Below are 17,712 nucleotides of genomic sequence, written 5' to 3'. Positions count from 1 at the left end.
AAATTTGCTGGTTAGCGGAATTTGTAATAGCCAATTTTAGTAATTAAGTTGTTCTTGAAAGCTTAGTAGTGCGGGACTTAGGATAAAGCGTTGTTCGTGTAGTTCGGCTACCGTGCGACACCCCAATAAAAGCATCAACTTGGCAATCTGTTTTTTAAAAGTGATGACCAGCTCTTCCAAGGCATCGTCTCCTTCTTTAAGTAAGACGTGTAAAAATAACCCGGAGATCCCCACGTTATCGGCGCCTAATACCAGGCACTTAACGATGTCTAGTGCGGTCCGGATCCCGCCGGAAGCTGTCAGTGAAAATTTTGCCCGCCACGGTCGTGCCGCTAATAAAGTTTGCGCGGTCGTTAACCCCAGTTGCGCAAACGACACGTATTCTTTACGGGGGCGCCGCTGGTTTTCGATTAGGTTAAAGTCAGAGCCGCCGCTTCCCGCTAGGTCGACGTACTTAACGCCAATTTGGTGTAACTGGCGCAAGGTCGCAGGACTCATCCCCATTCCGACTTCTTTAACGAGGACGGGAACGGGGCAATCACGAACGATCTGGGCTAAGTTTTTCAACCAGTAAAAGGAGCGTTCACCTTCGGGCATCACGAGTTCTTGTGCGGGATTTAAGTGTAACTCGATTGCGTCGGCCCCCAGCATTTCGACGGCTCGGAGTACCGCGGGTAATTGCTGAGCCGCACTTAAATTGCCTAACACTAATTCGTGCGGGGCAGTACGCCTGACGACTTGAAAACTAGCTTTAACCGTCGGGTCCTTAAGTGCGATACTTTGCGAGCCTGTTGCCATCGCTAGGTGTTGACGGGCAGCGATCCGGGCCAAACGAGCGTTGATCTTTTCCGTCTGCGGACTGCCACCGGTCATTGCATTAATGAAAAAAGGAGCAGCAATTTTTTGTCCCGCTAAGGTCGTAGTTAAATCAACGTCCGCTAACGCCAGCTCGGGTAAACTGGTAAATAACAGTTGAATCTCTTCCAGTTGGGTAGCTGCGACTGGGCGATAATTTTTTTCGGCGATGATGACGTGTTCGTCTTTACGGTGAGAGTGCGGATCCATGAGCCTTCCTCCTAACGGTGGTTATTCATCAACGTTGTGCACCCGAAACAATAACGGTTCGATGTTGAACTGGCGCCACTGTGCGAAGAGTTGCGCGACGTCGATTTTACGGTCGATAATCACGATCCCACAATCGCCACCACCGGCGCCGGAAGTTTTAGCCGCGCCACCTAGGTGTTCTGCGCTTTGAATCAGGTGTTTGAGCTTAGGGGTCTCGATTTCAAGGTTGATAAATTTCCCTAAATTAGCCAGTAAACGGCGGTTTTCCCGCAATCCTTTTTGAATGACGGATAGCGATTTTTGGTGAAAACCGCTGATAATTTGTTCGATACAAGCCTTGCTTTGTTGTAAGAAGGCCGTGTATTTTGCCTGCTTGTCGTCTTTTTTAAGTTCGACTTCGTCCACTAAATGTGAGGTCGAAGCCGGCGAACCGGTCCACCCAATCAGTAAGTTTAAGTTAGCAGGCGGAGTCAAATTTTCGATCTGTAACTGGGGCCACTTTAACTCGACCAATTGATTCAAGGTGTACTTGTGGCGTGCCGTTTGTAACCAGTTACGGTCAAAGGAATGGTAAGCGATAAAACCGCCGTAAACGCTCGCGGCGATGTCGCCTAACGAGCCGTTTCCTTGGACTTCGAAATGAGCAATCGCTGCGAGTTTAAACAATTCGTCTTTAGTAACCGGTAGGTGATAAAACAAACACAGCGCTTTGACGGTCGCGACCGTGACGGCGGCTGATGAACCCAAGCCGTATTTTTTACCGTCCGGACTATCGAGTTGACTATCGATCTTTAAGTGATAGCAACGTAATTTTTGTCCGCAGTTTTGGGCGTATTCTTCGGTTAAGCGAATGCCCGATAAAATATAGTGAAAGGGATTATCGCGGTTATCGACCACGATTTGATTTCCCTGACGTTTCCAGAGAATAGTTTGTTCGCGGTACTGGCGCGAAATGATCGAGCCGTTGTCATCTTGACTTTCTTCTACTGTAACGTGAACAAATTGGTCTAATGCGACGAGGATGGCTGGATACCCAGTCTCGACTACCGCATATTCGCCGGCGAGATATAATTTGCCGGGAGCTTTGACCTTAATCAATTCATCATGTCCTTTCCCGGATGATTTGTGACTAATGCAGCACCTGGACCGGGGGCTGCAACTAATAAATTTGCGGCTGCAAAGTGCTGGCTTAGCCGCTTTAATATAACACTGAGGTCTGATTTTTGACAAATTACTTTAACGTTTGGCCCGGCATCGATGGTGTAATAACAGTGAATACCGTTGGCCCGTAATTGTTCGACCACCTGCATCGCTACCAGCGTTTGGGGCTGGAAGTAATTGAAATGTGGGGTGGCACTGAGATTTAAGGCGTGCATTTTTAGGGCGTTACTTTCAGCGATTTCACCAAAACTGGTAAAATCTTGCTGGCGTAAGGCTTCTTTGATGGCATCCAAGTCTTCTTGTGCCGTTTTGACCCAGTCTCGATAATAAGGTGAGGTGGCGACTACGCTTTGCATCCCCTGGCGTGAAGCAATTTTTTTAGGTGCATCATCGACGACAACGGCGATCACGCGTAACTGCCAGTCGTTTTGAACGGTAAGGGGACGCGCGTAGGAACTGTGGTCATCGTGACCGGCGACCCATTCGACAAAGCCACCAAAAATAGACCGGGTGGCAGAGCCTGAACCCCGGCGTGCGATCCGCGAAAGTTGTGTGGGTGAATACTGACAGCCACTAGCCGCAGTCGCCGCTACGGCTAACGCGGCGTACGCTGACGCCGACGAAGCTAGTCCCGCGCCCGTTGCGACGTGGTTAGTCGAAGTGATCAGGGCGTAACGGGTCTGTCCGGTCAACTGGCGGATAAAATTCATAAAATTAGTAATTTTAGTAGCGTGTTGGACTACCTGACCGTTTAAGATCAACCGGTCGGCTACTAAATCATCTTGGTAGTCCACCGTAGTTTGAGTGTAAAAGCGATCGAGCGTTAGGGAAAGAGAACTATTCATCGGAAGTATCAGTTCCGGGTCTTTTTTACCCCAATACTTGATCAGTGCGATATTAGTATGTGCTTTAGCTGTTGCTGGTTGCATGTCGATCTCCCTCAGACGCCAAAGGTTGAATAAAGCATTTGGCGACACCATTTTGTAGCATAAGCTGTGCTAATTGTTGGGCGCTAGCTAGGTCTGGCAGTAAGTTGATGAAACAGCCACCTAGGCCGCCACCTGTCAGTTTACTACCTAACGAACCGTTTTGTCGTGCTAAAAACATTAACTGTTCCAGTTGCGGAGTGCTGACTTGCAATTTTTGCAGTTCTTTTTGGGCACGTTGTAAGGAACTACCTAACCCCGCGAGGTCGTCGTTGGCTAATTGTTCACGGACGTCACGGGTCACTTGGCCTAGGCTAGCTAACGCGCGGTCTGCTTGTTGGGGGCAGCGCCGCTTAAAATCACGAACGATGCCGATCGCTTGGCTGGTTTTTCCCTGAACACCGCTGTCGCAGACTAGCAGATAGGCGTGCAAGTTGATCGGCAAAGTCCGCAGTTCCTGGTCGCGAATCAGCCACAAAGGCACGTCACTAGCGACCGTTGCGGCATCTAAACCGCTGGGATTTTTATGGGTATCACGTTCGGCGATCGCCGCTAGCTCCAACGTTTTTTGGTTGGTCAGTTGCTGGTGAAACGCACTGTAAAAGGCCCTAATCAAAGCAACGGCTACCCCGGCTGAAGAGCCCATGCCACGTTGCGGTGGGATCTGGCTGCTTAACGTTAGGGTAAAGCCGTTTTGTTGGTAGTTAAATTGACGTAATAAGACGGTCAGCAAGTGTTTGATCCCTGCCATACTAGCGGGCATTTGTGCCAGTGGTCCGGTAAAACATTCGCTGGTAAAAAATTGCTCGTGCCCAGCAGTTAAGCTCAAAACGGCTTTAACTTGGATCGCGCTGAGCGGCAAGGCAATTGCTGGCTGACCATAAACTACTGCGTGTTCACCGGTCAGAATAATTTTGGCGTGGCTTTTTCCGTTGCCATCTTGTGCCACTGTGAAATCATCCTTTCGTTTTCAAATCAGGATAAAGCATAACAATTATACATTCTTCGCTTCTGCTAGACAATGGTTAAACCTCAAATGAGGGCTTTAGCGGTAGACAAATGCGTAAAACACTGGTAACATCAACGATTGGTAAGTGTTAATTAATAATAGAAGTGGTGAAAAAATGAGTGCAAAAATCTACGCGGTAGTTGACCTTGAAACGACTGGGACTGCCCTAGACGGTGACAATCGCATTATTCAGTTTAGCTGTGTGTTTGTCCAACAAAAAAAGGTGGTCAACCATTTTTCAACTTTGGTCGACCCGCAAAGAAAAATTCCACCGGAAATCGTGCAGTTGACTAAGATCACCGATCGTGACGTTGAACACGCCCCGACCTTTGCCGAAGTCGCCGGCACGATCTACGCGTTATTGCAAGATACGATTTTTGTTGCCCATAACATCACTTTCGATTACCGCTTTTTGAATTATGAATTGCAACGAGTGGGTTATCCCGAATTGGATCTCAAGGGCATCGACACCGTACAGTTGACTCAGATCGTTTTTCCGACTTTGCCTTCATACCGATTAGTTGACCTCAGCTCCTTTTTTGGGATCGAACACGACCAGCCACATAACGCGTTGAGCGATGCGAGTTCGACGGCGCACCTTTTTTTACGGGTGCAAGAACGATTATCTCATTTTCCAGTCACACTATTACAACGACTGGCGACGATGGGCAGTGTTACTTACTATGATACCGGTGATTGTTTTCAGGAAGCTTACCAGCAGCAAAAAAACGTCAAGCTGCCTGCCGACTTAGTGGCGATCAAGGGGATCGTTTTGCAACGACCAAATACGATCACGCCTACGCTTCTTCCGGCTTACCCGCAAACGACGAAGGCTAAACAAGAGTTGTTTGGCGAGCAGCTGGAGTGGCGCCAACACCAAGTGGAGTTAATGGATGAACTTGCGGCATTTTTAAGCAGTGACGAGCACTTAAAGGTGATCGCAGCCCCGACGGGAATGGGCAAAACACTGGGATACCTGTTACCTAGCGCTTATTTAGGGCAGCCGAACCAGCAAATCGTGCTCAGCACGGCTACGAACGCCTTGCAAACACAGCTGCAAGAGCAACTGATACAGTTAAACGCTAAGGTGTTGCCGTTTTCTTGCCAGTTCGTTTCATTGAAAGGCAATAGTCATTATTTGGACTTGGAGAAATTTTACCAGACGCTTTTTGTTCCCCAAAACCAACATGCGCGGCTGTTACAGATGAGAATCTTGGTGTGGCTGGCGCAGACTAAAACGGGCGACTTGGCCGAATTACACCTGACCCAAATGCAAGACCCGTTATTTAAGACGATCAAACACCGCGGCGTGGCTGGTTTAGACCCATACAGTCCTTTTTATCAGGTCGACTTTTTACGACGCAAGGAACAGCAAAAACGGCAAGTCGGTTTGGTACTCACCAATCACTCTTATTTATTAAATCATGCTGAAGAATTAGCTGGCTTTGCGACGGCTGTGATCATCGACGAAGCGACTCATCTGGGACTAGCAGCCTTGAAAAACAACCGGGTGACCTTTGATTTTGATCAGAGTAAGATCTTAACGGATACAATGTTAGTTCAAATGCAATCACAGCAGTCGTTTTCGTTTAGCAACCTGTGTGCCGCCGGCTTTTTGACCGGCAAGGAATTTCAGCACCTACTATCCGTGGTTCGGGTGTTGGACACGTTAGTTCCGCAGGTCAGGGAATTATTGCAACAAAAGTATTTGGGTCCATCCGTGACGGGGTATACCGAAAAGGTCCTAGTTTTATCTAAATTAAGGGGCTTTATCAAGGAACACTTGCCGGTGATCAAGCAGATCTTGCACGCCCAACAGCAGGTGCAAAAAATGCAAGAGCAACTGGCCAGGCGTTTTGACCAGCAACAAAAACAGCACCACTTGAGTTTAAGTGCAGTCGAATTATTGAAATCTTACCTTTCTTTAAGCGCACGGTTAAACGAATTGCCGTGGGAATTACTGGACTTGACGACGGTCGAACAGGTTCAAGATGAAAACGAAATTTTGTGGCTAAGTTTAGCGGATGTCAGTGGGGCACACCTGCGTTTGCACAGGGGATTGTTTGCGACCACAGCATTTTTAGCACCTAAGTTGTATAATTATTTTGATCACGTGGCGTTATTAGGCGCGAATTTAGCACTGCCGCAGGTGAGTTCGTACCTGCAAAAAACGTTAGATTTACCCGTAAAAACGCCGGTCAGCAGTTATCCCAGTCTATTTGATTACCACAGACAAACGCTTGCCTTACTCGCTAGCGATGGTGTGGCGGTCACTGCGGGGGAAGACTATGCAGATTATTTGGCACAAACGCTTGCTGAAGTCTGCTGTCAGGTCCCCAAACAGACTTTAGTGTTGTTTAATTCGTTAGAAATGATCGCTCAGGTCTACCACCGCTTGCAACAACTAGGACTGGTCCAAAAAAGAAATGTGTTAGCTCAAGGCATCTCCGGTGGCGCTGAAAAACTGAAAAAACGCTTTGTGATGGATCCCAAACAGCAGGCAATTTTACTAGGAACGGGAAATTTTTGGGAAGGCATCGACTTGCCGCAAAATAAATTAGAGTTGCTGGTCGTTACCAGGTTACCGTTTCAGGCCGCGCAAACGCCGGTCAACCGGGTGCGTTACCAAAAAAGCGAACAACAGGGGCAAAACGCTTTTCACGCAATTGCCTTGCCAGAAGCGGTACTTAAGTTAAGTCAGGGCTTTGGGCGGTTGATCCGCACTAAACACGACCGGGGGGCGTTTGTCTTATTGGACTCACGGATCCTGACTAAAAATTACGGCACGGCGTTTAGGGCTTCGTTTCCAGCAACGGTTACATTGCAGGAAGTTAAAACGCAAGAAATAGCACCAAAGTTAGCCACTTTTTTTAGAAAATAATTTGAATCGGCGCAATTGCTTGCTATAATTACTATAAATAGGATAAGGATCAGTGAGTTTATGAAAGAAAAAAAAGGATGGCTTTACCTCTGGCTGGCACTATTAGTAATGGTGCTGGTAGTTGCTTTTTTTATTGGCGGGATGTTATTGCCTCAAAAACAAACCGAAAGAAAAGCAACGATTCTGGCGCAACAACACGTTCACTTGCACGCTAAATCTGCTTTTTATACCTATCACCGGGCACAAACTTACTACGCGATCCGCGGCCAAGATCAACATGACCGGCAGATTTATGCGGTAGTTTCCGCTAAGGGCGACCGGATCACGGTGTTGGCCGCTGACGCGGGGATCTCGGCACAGCAAGCCCAACAGGTGGTGACCGACCAACACCCGGATCTGCAAAAGATCACGCACGTTGCCTTAGGCTTGGAACACGGGCATCACGGGCAAAAACCAGTCTGGGAAGTTACCTATTTGAATGCTCACGGCAAGCTGTGTTATGATTTGTTATCCTTTAAAACAGGGAAAATCAGTCAAACGCTCACAGTTTAATTTCGGGGAGATGATCTAATGAAACTAGCACAACGGGTCCAAAATTTAGCATCATCAGCTACATTAGCGCTGTCGGCACAGGCCAAAGCGATGAAAAAACAAGGAGTCGACGTCGTTGATTTAACGGCTGGGGAACCAGATTTTCCGACACCTAAGGCGATCAAACAGGCGGCAATTACTGCCATCGAAAAGGGACAAGCCGACTCTTACACGGCTGCAAGCGGGATCCCTGCTTTGCGCCAAGCGATCGCAACGCGAGTCAACGAACGGTATGCCACGAACTGGACGGCGGAAAATGTGGTCGTCACTACTGGTGCTAAATTTGGTTTGTACTTAGTCTCCCAGGCTTTGTTGGAACAAGGCGATGAAGTCTTATTACCAGTTCCTTATTGGGTCAGCTACAGCGAACAGATCAAATTAGCGGGTGCTACCCCGGTTTTCGTGACGGCAAGTGCTGCAACTGGCAAGGTCACGCCTGCTCAGTTGGAGGCTAACCGCACGGCGCACACCACAGCGTTGTTGTTAAATTCACCGCAAAACCCGACGGGCGCGGTTTATGACAAAGAGGAGTTAGTTCAGATCGCCGACTGGGCACGCCAACACGAGATCACGCTGATCACGGACGATATTTACGGTGACTTAGTTTATAATCAGACCGCATCCACGTCGTTGTTTGCGCTCAAACAGGTTGCGCAGCAAACAGTTTTGATCAATGGCTTTTCTAAGTCGTACGCGATGACTGGCTGGCGGGTCGGTTATGTCGTTGCGCCCAAAGAACTGACTGCTAAACTCAGCGCTTTATTGAGCCAAACGACTAGCAATTTGAGCGCTGTTAGTCAGTATGCTGCACTGGCTGCGTTACAGGGACCACAAGACGAATTGGAAAAGATGCGGGCTGAATACGAACAACGCTTAAATCACTTTTACCCGTTGCTAAGCGCATTGCCCGGCTTTAAGTTTAATTTCAAACCCGCCGGTGCGTTTTACTTTTTCCCGGATATTAGTGAAGCTTTAACGCTCACAGGATTTAGTAGTGCCCAAGAATTTACTACGGCCTTACTGCAAGAAGCGCACGTCGCGGTCGTATTTGGCGAGGCCTTTGGTATGCCGGGACACCTGCGTTTGAGTTATGCCGCAGCACCGGCGCGTTTTAGTCTGGCCCTTGAAAGAATCAACAAATTTATGCAAGTACATATGCATTCTTAGGAGGAAATTCAGTGGAAAGAATTAGTATTATTGATGCTAACAAGCACGTTAACGAGAAAGTCAAGCTTGGAGTGTGGCTGACTAATAAACGTTCAAGTGGAAAAATTGCCTTTTTGCAATTACGTGATGGCACGGCTTATTTTCAGGGAGTCGTAGTCAAAAATAACGTGACTCCGGAAGTTTTTGCATTAGCTAAGGAAGTTAAGCAAGAAACTAGTATGGAAATTACCGGGGTGATCCACGAGGATTCACGTTCTCATTTTGGCTATGAAATCGAGATCGAAGACCTCCAAGTAGTGGGACAAAGTGAAGATTACCCGATCACGCCTAAAGAACACGGGACCGATTTTTTGATGGATCACCGCCACTTATGGCTGCGTTCTAAAAAACAGTTCGCTAACATGCAGATCAGAAACGAATTGATCCGGGCAACGTACGAATTTTTTAACCGGGAAGGCTTTATCAAATTCGATGCGCCGATCTTAACCGGCAGTGCTCCGGAAGGGACTACCGAATTATTTCATACCGAATATTTCGATAAGGATGCTTACCTTTCACAATCGGGACAGCTGTACGCGGAAGCAGGAGCGATGGCTTACGGCAAGGTCTTCACTTTTGGGCCGACGTTTAGGGCCGAAAAATCTAAGACGCGGCGGCATTTGATCGAATTTTGGATGATCGAACCCGAGATGGCATTCATGCACCAAGAAGAAAGTCTGGAACTGCAAGAACGCTACATCGCCTTTTTGGTACAAAATGTCTTAGATCATTGTGATTACCCGTTGCATATTTTGGGGCGGGATAAAGAATTGCTGAAGACCTATACTCAATTACCGTACCCGCGCATTTCTTATGACGATGCGATCAAATTGCTGCAAGAAAGCGGCAAGTTTCCCGATTTAACGTGGGGCACTGATTTTGGTTCGCCGGAAGAGACTTATTTGGCAGACCACTTTAGCAAACCGGTATTTGTGTTAAACTACCCGAAAAAAATCAAGCCGTTTTACATGAAGCCTCATCCTACGAGAGACGATGTCGTGATTTGCGCCGACTTATTGGCTCCGGAAGGCTACGGTGAGATCATCGGCGGCTCCGAACGGGCAACAGATCCGGACTACTTGGAAGAACAGATCAAAGCTTTTGGTTTAAACGAAGCCGATTATCAGTGGTACTTAGATTTACGCCGCTATGGTAGTGTGCCGCATTCAGGTTTTGGGTTGGGGTTAGAACGAATGGTCACTTGGATCACGGGTGAAAACCATATTCGTGAGTCGATCCCGTTCCCACGGATGCTAAACCGGATCTACCCGTAATAGTAGTATTTAAGCTAGTGTAAGAAATAGTAAAGAAAGGGGACTAGGACAATTTTTGTCCCGGCTCCTTTTTTAATGAGTCAGAGGAGAAAATGAGTCAGAGGAGAAATGGTAACGATGGACGAAATTTTTGCTCAGTATGTACAGCAAGGACAGTTGAGTATCTCTAAGATGGTGCTGTTTAATTACCGCAATTTGGAGATGAACGATACCGAATTTATGCTGTTTTTACAGATCACAAGTGACTTACAGGCGGGGCGAGATTTTCCGGACCTAGAAAGTATCGCCCGTAAAATGAAGCTCAAAAGTACCGCAGTTTATGATTTGGTACACGGGTTGCTGGCGAAAAAATTGCTGACCATTACGCCGGTGAGCGGTGCTACGGGCAAAAAACATGATTGTTACAGTTTTGCTCCCCTATACCATAAGTTAGCCGCGGTGGTGCAGAGTAAAGAGACCACTAAAACACAAAACGAGCAGTTAGTTAAACAAGAAGAATTATATAATCAAATAGAAGCCGAGTTTGGCCACCCATTATCGCCAATGGAAATGGAAATGATCGATTCTTGGCTCACCAAGGATCACTATGCGCCCGAATTAATCACGGCGGCTTTGCGCGAAGCGGTTTTGAGCCGGGCTTACAGCTTAAAGTATATCGATAAGATCTTGCTGAACTGGGAGAAAAATAACATTAAAAGTGTTGCGGACCTGACGCAGTATCAATTTAATCGCCGCCAAAAAGCCGCGCAGCCAGTCGCAAAAAAGCAAGGCAGTCAGACTAAGCCCTATATTCCTCTCTATCACTGGTCAGGGCAAAAGGAGTAAACTAATGCTATCTAGTACACAAACGGTTGCTGCCATCAAAAAGATGGGAGCAATTTATCCTAATACTAAAACAGCGCTGCATGCTGAGTCTGCCTTTCAGCTGTTAGTTGCAGTCATGTTGAGTGCCCAAGCGACTGATAAGGCGGTCAACTTGGTGACGCCAGCACTTTTTGCCGCTTACCCGACCCCGCAAGACTTAGCGCAAGCAGACGTAAAAACAGTTCAGGGTTACATTAAAAGCATTGGCTTGTATAAAAATAAGGCTAAGTACCTCGTTCATTGCGCACAACAGCTGGTGTCTGATTTCGACGGGCAGGTTCCTAGTGGGCTGGCGGAATTGACCTCCTTACAGGGAGTAGGCAGAAAAACGGCGGATGTGGTCAGGTCGCAGTGGTTTGGCATCCCCGCGATCGCCGTTGATACTCACGTCAGCAGGATCACGCGGCGCTTGGCGATCGTGCCGCCAGAGGCCACACCGCTACAGATCGAAAAAATTCTGATGCAAAAATTGCCTGAGAATTTATGGAGTGCCGCGCATCACTATTTGATCTCGTGGGGCCGTAATCAGTGTATGGCACGTAATCCTCGCTGTGCGACGTGTCCGTTGTTAGAGATTTGTCAGGAAGGGCAAAAAAGAGTTGGTAAGAAAAACTGCTAGTAGTTGAACACATATTTACTGTTATTTACGGAAATACTAAAACGAGGCTGGCTTTTTGGAGCGCGACTAATCTATACTTGCAAGAAAATAAAATACTAAAAGGGGAGCTGGGACAAAACGAAGTTTTGTCCCAGCTCCCCTTTTTAGCTAATTTTTCAGCAACTCGTTACTGTTGTGTGGCAGGAGCGGTTGGCTCGGTGGTAGTATTATTCTCGTTTGCCGGCTGTTCACTAGCGGAATTAGCGCTCGTGCTGGTGCTCGATTGGATGCTAGCGGACGACGATTGTTCGCTAAAGCTACCTGAACTGGCAGAACTACTGGAAGAACTGCTGGAACTTTCTTCACTAGAACTATAGTGTTCTTTAGGAGTACTTTCTGCTTGGTCGTAACCACTGCTTTCTGCGGCAGTGCTATTATCGCCGTCGCCCAAATACAATTCCCGCACGCCGTTGATCATTTTAGCAACAACGTCGCTGGGACGCTGCCAGTCACTGTTAGAAACGTTTTGTGACAGATAAACCATTAAGGCACGGTAAATTAACGCCGCTAACTGGACGGAATGCTGATCGAGGTAATTTCCTTGCCGGTAAGGGTGATCGTAGCCGACCCAAATGGAAACCGAATAGTGCTTGGTAAAGCCGTTAAACCACGAATCCATCGAAGCCGTGGACGGAAACTGGGCTGCAATATCGGCAGGATAGGCGTTCGTCCCGGTCTTCCCGGCCTGATATAGTCCAGGGATAGCTGCTTTAGTGCCGGAACCCTGGGGAGAATTGATGACTCCCTTTAGCATGTCGGTGATCATGTAAGCAGTAGCTTCTTGCATGGCCGGTGTACTTTGGATGGAGTAGTCTTTAATGACACCGTCTGGGGTTTCGATCCGGTTAATGTAAGACGGCTTGAAGTAAGTACCGCCGTTAGCAAAAGCACTGTAGGCCGCAGCATTTTGCAAGGTAGACGACGGTAAGCCGATCCCGTTTTGTAATTCTAGTGTCTTTTTGTATTTAAAACCTAATTTGCTAATAAAATTCTGCGCTCTGCTGACACCGACCGCCGATAGGGCCCGAATCGCGGGAACGTTGCGGGATTCGACTAGAGCGTTGCGCATCGTCATCGTTCCCTTATAGCGGTTATCAAAATCTCTTAACTCGATCTTGGTACCAGAATAGGTGTACGGGGTATCTTTGATCGCGTGATTAGTAGCCCAACTGAGGTATTCGATCGCCGGAGCGTAGTCCATTAATGGTTTAGCCGTCGAGCCATTCGTGCGGTCGGTTTGGACCGCGCGGTTTAACCCGTAAGTGACGTCACCGGTTTTCCGACCACCCAGCATTGCGACCACTTTGCCGTTGTTAGGGTTGACCACGGTTGAAGCAACCTGCAAATTATCGTCCGGGAAAGAAACGTAATCGGAAGTATTGGCGATCTCATAGAGTTTACGCTGGATCTTCATATTAATATTGGTATAGATTTTCAAGTTAGATTTGTACGGGTTGTAGCCTTTTTTTTGCACATCTGCCAAAACCTGTTTGATGTAAGGATCGGCGATCTTGGCATTCATATTGTTTTGCGGCGCGTCGTGAGCCGGTAATAATCCTTCGTTTATATCTTCTTGCTTAGCACTGAGCGACTGGCTGCTACTGATTTTATGGTTGGAAACCATCGCGTTTAAAACTTCGTTGCGCCGTTCTTGCGCTAGTTTAGGATTAGAATAAGGATTATACTGAGAAGGAGCGTTAGGGATCCCGGCAATCAGCGCGGTCTGTGCCAGGTCCAATTGCTTGAGGGTTTTACCGTAATAAAATTTAGCGGCCGTTTGCATCCCAAAAGAGCCGTAACCCATAAAGACCTTATTAACGTAGAAAGTTAGTATTTGATTTTTGGAGTAGGTTTTATCTAATTTACGCGCCATCCATGCCTCTTGGGCCTTGCGCTTAAACGTCTGGTCGGATTTTTTGGTGGAGAAAAACGATAACTTGATCAACTGTTGGTCTAAAGTGCTTCCGCCTTGTAGGCCGGAAGAACCGGTCAGGTTAGCGATAGCTGCGCCGCCGATCCGTTTTAGATCCAGACCGTGGTGCTGGTAGAAACGGCGGTCTTCGATGCTGACGATCGCGTCTTTTAGTTGCTGGGGTACATCATCGGAATGAGCGTAGATGCGGTTTTGGGTCCCCAAAGACGTGATCTTGTGGTCGGAAGCGTCGTAAATGGTGGTAGAGCCGGTACTCTTTAATTCCGCTTCATTTAATAACGGCGCACTTTTGGCGTAGGAAAAAAAGAGTGTCGCGCCACCGGCTAGTACAATGATGAAAAGTAAAAATAAGGACCAGAAAAAAGTGGACCAGAAATGGTGCTTTTTACGCGGCACGGGGCGTCGGCGTTGCGGGCGTCTTTGGGGCGCACCGTTTCTGGGACGTTGTTTAGTCCGCGAATATTGTGGCTTTTGTTTACTCATGATTAAAACCGAACTCCTTTAATTAATCTTGTTGGCGATCAAAGCGTCGACTGCTTGTAAATAAGCAAGCCGTGGGGCGATCTGATATGAAACGGGCAAGCCGTGGGCTTTGATCTGCTGGTAAGGGATCGATTTACGTCCCGTTTCCTGCTGGTCCCAGTATGAAAATAACAGGGACGCAGGCATAACAAAAATTTGGTGCAGCACGGAAAACTTAACAATCGTAAAACAGATCCCGCCTTGTTTGGCGCAGGCCTTCAAGTGGTCGATTTGGTGTTGGTGAAAGTTATTAAGCGGAAAAGCGGTTTTTTGCCGCGTTTCTTTGGCTTCAAAATCGACGTAGTAGCCCCGGTAAACTCCGTTATAATCGGTAGTCGATGCTTGTTTGAAGTAGGCTTCTTTAATGACTGCCGCACTTCTTTTAGGGTAACTGACGTTCACGATCTGAATCGGCAGTGGCTTTTTGTGGATCACCGCGATCTCGTGTTGTAAGTAATACTGATTACTAAGGTTGATCTCTTGTTCTAATGACATCCCGCGGTTACCATAATTGGTTTGATGAGCAACTGTTAGCGTATTTTTTTTACGGGGCAAATTGCTATTTTCATGATAAACTTGTCCGTTGGGATAATGTTTGATCATTTACTTCACGCTCCTATGCGCTTAATTATAACATTGAAGTGGGTCGGGGCAAAGTTTAGCACCAAGCAACTAAGGAGGTTGAAGCGATGAGAGTATGGGTGACGGGCTATCGTAATTATGAGTTAAATATTTTTCGCCCGGCAGATCCGAAAGTCAAGGTACTAAAAGCAGTGCTTGCTGCTGAAATTGAACGGTACGCTGCTAACGGGGCCCAGTGGTTTTTAACTGGTGGCCAGTTGGGAGTCGAGCAGTGGGCGGCCGCAACGGTTTTACACCTAAAGGAAAAAGACCCGACGCTAAAAATAGGAATGATGTTGCCTTTTAGTGCTTTTGGTAGTCAGTGGCAAGAAGGCAAACAGCAAAAATTAGCGGCATTAAAACAGCAGGCCGATTTTTGTGCGACGGTCAGTCACCAACCATACCGTTCGCCTCAGCAATTACGTAATTACCAAAAATTTATGCTGACTCATAGTGAAGCGGCGATCCTAATTTACGATCCCGAATTTAGCGGCAAGAGTAGTTACGATTACCAAGCAATTACCGCCCACCAAGCCAATAGTGAATACGAATTAGACCTTTTAAATATGGACGATCTGCAAGAGGCAGCCGAACAATTAGCGGATCAAGACTAGCTCATGCTTGTATTTTAATAACTAACTGGTATAATGGTTATTGTTAATGGATCAAGTTCCTTTAAGATGGGGTGCAAATCATGGAAAATATTAAGCTGACGCCTAAAGAAATTGTTAATAAACATTTCAAGCCTAAGATGCGCGGTTATGATTCCACGGAAGTCGATGAGTTTTTGGATGATGTGATCCAAGACTACGAGACTTATGCCAAAGAAAATCAGCGGTTACGGGCAGAAAATGACCGCTTGGTTAGTAAAGTTGATGACCTTACTAAACAAGTGGCGGTTGGCAATTCCAGTCAGACGACGCATTCTGCCACCAATACGACAAACATCGATATTTTGAAACGCTTGTCGAATTTGGAACGGCACGTTTTTGGTGCCCAACTTAATGACAATGATCAAGGAAATCAGTTTTAACTAGTTACGGTTTTTCTGGTAATCGCGGCCTGTTTTTACAGGCTGAGGAAAGTCCAAGCTTACACAAGCTGCGATGCTTGTAGTGTTCGTGCTTGCTGAAAAAATAAGGCAAGGGATCCTAACGGATTACGGCAGATAAAAGGACTAAAGCTAACGCCAAGTCCGAGTAGTCTTGAAAAGTGCCACAGTGACGAAGCAGTTGGGAAAACCCAACTGGTGGAACGAGGTAAACCCCGCGAGTAGGTAACCCAAATTTATGGTAGGGGCGCTTCATGACGGAAATGAACTAATCATGGGGGTGGGTTTGACCCACAGATAGATGATTACCACCGATTTCGGTTTCCTGGACCGAATGACGTACAGAACGTGGCTTATAGAGAAACCGTATATCAGGAGCCGGGATAATTTATTATCCCGGCTTTTTTGCTAAAATCATTCAAAGGAGTCAAAATGCAAAAATACAATTTAATGGCCACCTGTGCCGCGGGCATCGAGGGCGTTTTAGGAAACGAATTACGCCACCTAGGCTATCAGGTGCAAGTTCAAAACGGCAGGGTCAATTTTACGGGCACGTTAGTCGATATTTTACGGACCAATTTGTGGTTACGTACGGCCGACCGGATCAAAATCAAAATCACTCGTTTTCAGGCCCGCACTTTCGATGAATTATTTGAACAGACCAAAGCAGTTGCCTGGGACCAGTTTTTACCGTTGGACGCGGCTTTTCCAGTCAATGCGCGTTCGCAAAAATCGCAGTTACACCACGTTCCAAGTATTCAGGCGATCGTTAAAAAGGCGATCGTTTCGCAGATGGCGACTGCTTATCACCGCAGGACGCGTTTCGCGGAGACTGGGGCAGTTTTTCCGCTAGAAGCGATGATCAATAAAGACCAAGTAATGCTAGTGTTAGACACGACTGGTAATAGTTTGTTTAAACGGGGCTACCGTGAAGATAAAGGCGAGGCCCCGCTAAAAGAGAACATGGCCGCCGCCTTAGTGTTACTGGCACACTGGTATGCAGAAATGCCGTTCGTCGATCCGGTCTGCGGTTCGGGTACCTTGCCGATCGAAGCGGCGTTACTGGCGACTAATACCGCGCCGGGACTACAACGCCATTTCACTTGCGAACAGTGGCCGTTTTGGGAGCAAAAAGAAGATGAGAACTTACGCCAACAGGCACTAGCCGCGCGTAAATTGGACTTAGACTTGGCAATTGCTGGTTACGATATCGACGGACAAATGGTCGCGTTAGCGCAAAATAACGCACAACGAGCTGGCGTGTTAGCACAGATTAACTTTAAGCAGCTGGCCGTCAAAGATTTTAAAACGACGGCTAAAAATGGGGTAATAGTGGCTAACCCGCCGTATGGAGTCCGGTTAAGCGACCAGCAAAAAGCCCGGGAGTTATATCAGCAAATGGGAGTAGTTTACGCCCCGTTGACGACTTGGAGCAAGTATATTTTGACCAGTGACTTGCAGTTTGAAAAAGCCTATGGAAAAAAAGCGACGAAACGTCGTAAGCTCTATAACGGGGCGTTACGCACGGATCTATTTCAGTATTGGGGTAAAAAAGAGAAATAATGAAAGAAAAATATTATTACCAACCCGATTGGCCGACCAGTGTGATCTGTTGGTCCTTAACGGCACTGATCGGTTTGTTAGGCATTATTTTGTGGTTAGAGATCACGGTCATTCAGCTATGGACGGTGCTTTTTTTACTCCTGTTTTTGGTGGTGGCCGCTTTACAGTTATGGTTACGTCGTTTAGAGGTAACGGCTACCAGCTTAAATTTGAAACGGGTGATTTCGGCTAATAACCGCCAAATTTTACTGACGGATATCACCACGATCCAGGTAGCACGCTTTTCGCTAAGGGTTCAGACCAATTACGGCACGTATCAGTTATTGCTACGGCCCCGAGATGTTACGCGGTTGAGCACCGAATTACAACAAATAATAAATTAGGAGT

At 47.2% G+C, this 17,712-nt stretch carries 16 protein-coding genes and 1 other RNA gene; 11 read left to right on the top strand and 6 right to left on the bottom strand.

Annotation, left to right across the window (positions count from 1 at the left end; genetic code table 11):
- Positions 1–36: 36 nt before the first annotated feature.
- The 4 genes from fni to mvk are packed head-to-tail and all read right to left on the bottom strand — an operon-like array spanning position 37 to position 4,101.
- The gene (fni, locus tag ACSYSK_RS05225) at positions 37–1,065 is read right to left on the bottom strand and encodes a type 2 isopentenyl-diphosphate Delta-isomerase (RefSeq protein ID WP_491714103.1); all 1,029 of its coding nucleotides are present in this window, start codon (positions 1,063–1,065) and stop codon (positions 37–39) included.
- Positions 1,066–1,086: 21 nt separating this feature from the next.
- The gene (locus ACSYSK_RS05220; protein WP_491714102.1) at positions 1,087–2,163 is read right to left on the bottom strand and encodes a phosphomevalonate kinase; all 1,077 of its coding nucleotides are present in this window, start codon (positions 2,161–2,163) and stop codon (positions 1,087–1,089) included.
- Positions 2,160–3,155, bottom strand: coding sequence for a diphosphomevalonate decarboxylase (gene mvaD / locus ACSYSK_RS05215; RefSeq protein ID WP_491714101.1), 996 nt, complete (start codon positions 3,153–3,155; stop codon positions 2,160–2,162). Before mvaD ends, ACSYSK_RS05220 begins: the two co-directional genes overlap by 4 nt.
- Positions 3,136–4,101 carry a mevalonate kinase gene (mvk, locus tag ACSYSK_RS05210; protein ID WP_491714100.1) on the bottom strand — a complete coding sequence of 322 codons (966 nt, stop codon included), beginning with the start codon at positions 4,099–4,101 and terminating at the stop codon, positions 3,136–3,138. The genes mvaD and mvk overlap by 20 nt, the downstream gene beginning before the upstream one ends.
- 175 nt (positions 4,102–4,276) lie before the next feature.
- On the opposite strand from mvk, the gene ACSYSK_RS05205 reads away from it, so the two are divergent.
- The 6 genes from ACSYSK_RS05205 (at position 4,277) to nth (ending at position 11,596) form a co-directional block, all read left to right on the top strand.
- Complete coding sequence (locus ACSYSK_RS05205; protein ID WP_491714099.1) at positions 4,277–7,042, top strand: helicase C-terminal domain-containing protein; 2,766 nt, start codon at positions 4,277–4,279, stop codon at positions 7,040–7,042.
- 60 nt (positions 7,043–7,102) lie between these two features.
- A complete protein-coding gene (locus ACSYSK_RS05200) occupies positions 7,103–7,594 on the top strand; it encodes a cell wall elongation regulator TseB-like domain-containing protein (RefSeq protein ID WP_491714098.1) in 492 nt (163 codons plus the stop codon).
- Positions 7,595–7,612: 18 nt separating this feature from the next.
- A complete protein-coding gene (locus ACSYSK_RS05195; RefSeq protein ID WP_491714097.1) occupies positions 7,613–8,800 on the top strand; it encodes a pyridoxal phosphate-dependent aminotransferase in 1,188 nt (395 codons plus the stop codon).
- 11 nt (positions 8,801–8,811) lie between these two features.
- Positions 8,812–10,113: an asparagine--tRNA ligase gene (asnS, locus tag ACSYSK_RS05190; protein WP_491714096.1), complete on the top strand. Its 1,302-nt coding sequence runs from the start codon at positions 8,812–8,814 to the stop codon at positions 10,111–10,113.
- Positions 10,114–10,230: 117 nt separating this feature from the next.
- Complete coding sequence (locus tag ACSYSK_RS05185) at positions 10,231–10,938, top strand: DnaD domain protein (protein ID WP_491714095.1); 708 nt, start codon at positions 10,231–10,233, stop codon at positions 10,936–10,938.
- Positions 10,939–10,942: 4 nt separating this feature from the next.
- Positions 10,943–11,596 (top strand): endonuclease III, encoded by a 654-nt coding sequence (gene nth / locus ACSYSK_RS05180; protein ID WP_491714094.1) that lies wholly within the window; start codon positions 10,943–10,945, stop codon positions 11,594–11,596.
- Between the two features lie 166 nt (positions 11,597–11,762).
- On the opposite strand, the gene ACSYSK_RS05175 is transcribed toward nth, so the two are convergent.
- A complete protein-coding gene (locus tag ACSYSK_RS05175; protein ID WP_491714093.1) occupies positions 11,763–14,051 on the bottom strand; it encodes a transglycosylase domain-containing protein in 2,289 nt (762 codons plus the stop codon).
- An 18-nt stretch (positions 14,052–14,069) separates the two neighbouring features.
- Entirely contained in the window at positions 14,070–14,693 is a 624-nt protein-coding gene (recU, locus tag ACSYSK_RS05170; protein WP_491714092.1) for a Holliday junction resolvase RecU, read from the bottom strand.
- Positions 14,694–14,779: 86 nt separating this feature from the next.
- On the opposite strand from recU, the gene ACSYSK_RS05165 reads away from it, so the two are divergent.
- The 5 genes from ACSYSK_RS05165 to ACSYSK_RS05145 all read left to right on the top strand — a co-directional run bounded on the left by ACSYSK_RS05165 (position 14,780) and on the right by ACSYSK_RS05145 (position 17,708).
- Positions 14,780–15,325 (top strand): SLOG family protein, encoded by a 546-nt coding sequence (locus tag ACSYSK_RS05165; RefSeq protein WP_491714091.1) that lies wholly within the window; start codon positions 14,780–14,782, stop codon positions 15,323–15,325.
- A gap of 80 nt (positions 15,326–15,405) precedes the next feature.
- On the top strand, positions 15,406–15,744 hold the full coding sequence (gene gpsB / locus ACSYSK_RS05160) for a cell division regulator GpsB (RefSeq protein WP_491714090.1): 339 nt from the start codon (positions 15,406–15,408) through the stop codon (positions 15,742–15,744).
- 10 nt (positions 15,745–15,754) lie between these two features.
- Positions 15,755–16,123: RNase P RNA component class B (rnpB, locus tag ACSYSK_RS05155), an RNA gene on the top strand.
- A gap of 71 nt (positions 16,124–16,194) precedes the next feature.
- A complete protein-coding gene (locus ACSYSK_RS05150) occupies positions 16,195–17,325 on the top strand; it encodes a THUMP domain-containing class I SAM-dependent RNA methyltransferase (protein ID WP_491714089.1) in 1,131 nt (376 codons plus the stop codon).
- The gene (locus ACSYSK_RS05145) at positions 17,325–17,708 is read left to right on the top strand and encodes an EbsA family protein (protein WP_491714088.1); all 384 of its coding nucleotides are present in this window, start codon (positions 17,325–17,327) and stop codon (positions 17,706–17,708) included. The genes ACSYSK_RS05150 and ACSYSK_RS05145 overlap by 1 nt, the downstream gene beginning before the upstream one ends.
- Positions 17,709–17,712 lie beyond the last annotated feature (4 nt).

The organism is Ligilactobacillus sp. ESL1201 (assembly GCF_058503265.1).
This window is presented reverse-complemented; position numbering and strand designations above follow the sequence as displayed.

Excerpts from the sequence above, each read along its gene's own strand:
- fni (WP_491714103.1), bottom strand. The coding sequence starts at position 1,065 with ATGGATCCGCACTCTCACCGTAAAGACGAACACGTCATCATCGCCGAA.
- mvaD (WP_491714101.1), bottom strand. The coding sequence starts at position 3,155 with ATGCAACCAGCAACAGCTAAAGCACATACTAATATCGCACTGATCAAG.
- ACSYSK_RS05205 (WP_491714099.1), top strand. The coding sequence starts at position 4,277 with ATGAGTGCAAAAATCTACGCGGTAGTTGACCTTGAAACGACTGGGACT.
- ACSYSK_RS05200 (WP_491714098.1), top strand. The coding sequence starts at position 7,103 with ATGAAAGAAAAAAAAGGATGGCTTTACCTCTGGCTGGCACTATTAGTA.
- ACSYSK_RS05195 (WP_491714097.1), top strand. The coding sequence starts at position 7,613 with ATGAAACTAGCACAACGGGTCCAAAATTTAGCATCATCAGCTACATTA.
- ACSYSK_RS05185 (WP_491714095.1), top strand. The coding sequence starts at position 10,231 with ATGGACGAAATTTTTGCTCAGTATGTACAGCAAGGACAGTTGAGTATC.
- nth (WP_491714094.1), top strand. The coding sequence starts at position 10,943 with ATGCTATCTAGTACACAAACGGTTGCTGCCATCAAAAAGATGGGAGCA.
- ACSYSK_RS05175 (WP_491714093.1), bottom strand. The coding sequence starts at position 14,051 with ATGAGTAAACAAAAGCCACAATATTCGCGGACTAAACAACGTCCCAGA.
- recU (WP_491714092.1), bottom strand. The coding sequence starts at position 14,693 with ATGATCAAACATTATCCCAACGGACAAGTTTATCATGAAAATAGCAAT.
- ACSYSK_RS05165 (WP_491714091.1), top strand. The coding sequence starts at position 14,780 with ATGAGAGTATGGGTGACGGGCTATCGTAATTATGAGTTAAATATTTTT.
- gpsB (WP_491714090.1), top strand. The coding sequence starts at position 15,406 with ATGGAAAATATTAAGCTGACGCCTAAAGAAATTGTTAATAAACATTTC.
- ACSYSK_RS05150 (WP_491714089.1), top strand. The coding sequence starts at position 16,195 with ATGCAAAAATACAATTTAATGGCCACCTGTGCCGCGGGCATCGAGGGC.
- ACSYSK_RS05145 (WP_491714088.1), top strand. The coding sequence starts at position 17,325 with ATGAAAGAAAAATATTATTACCAACCCGATTGGCCGACCAGTGTGATC.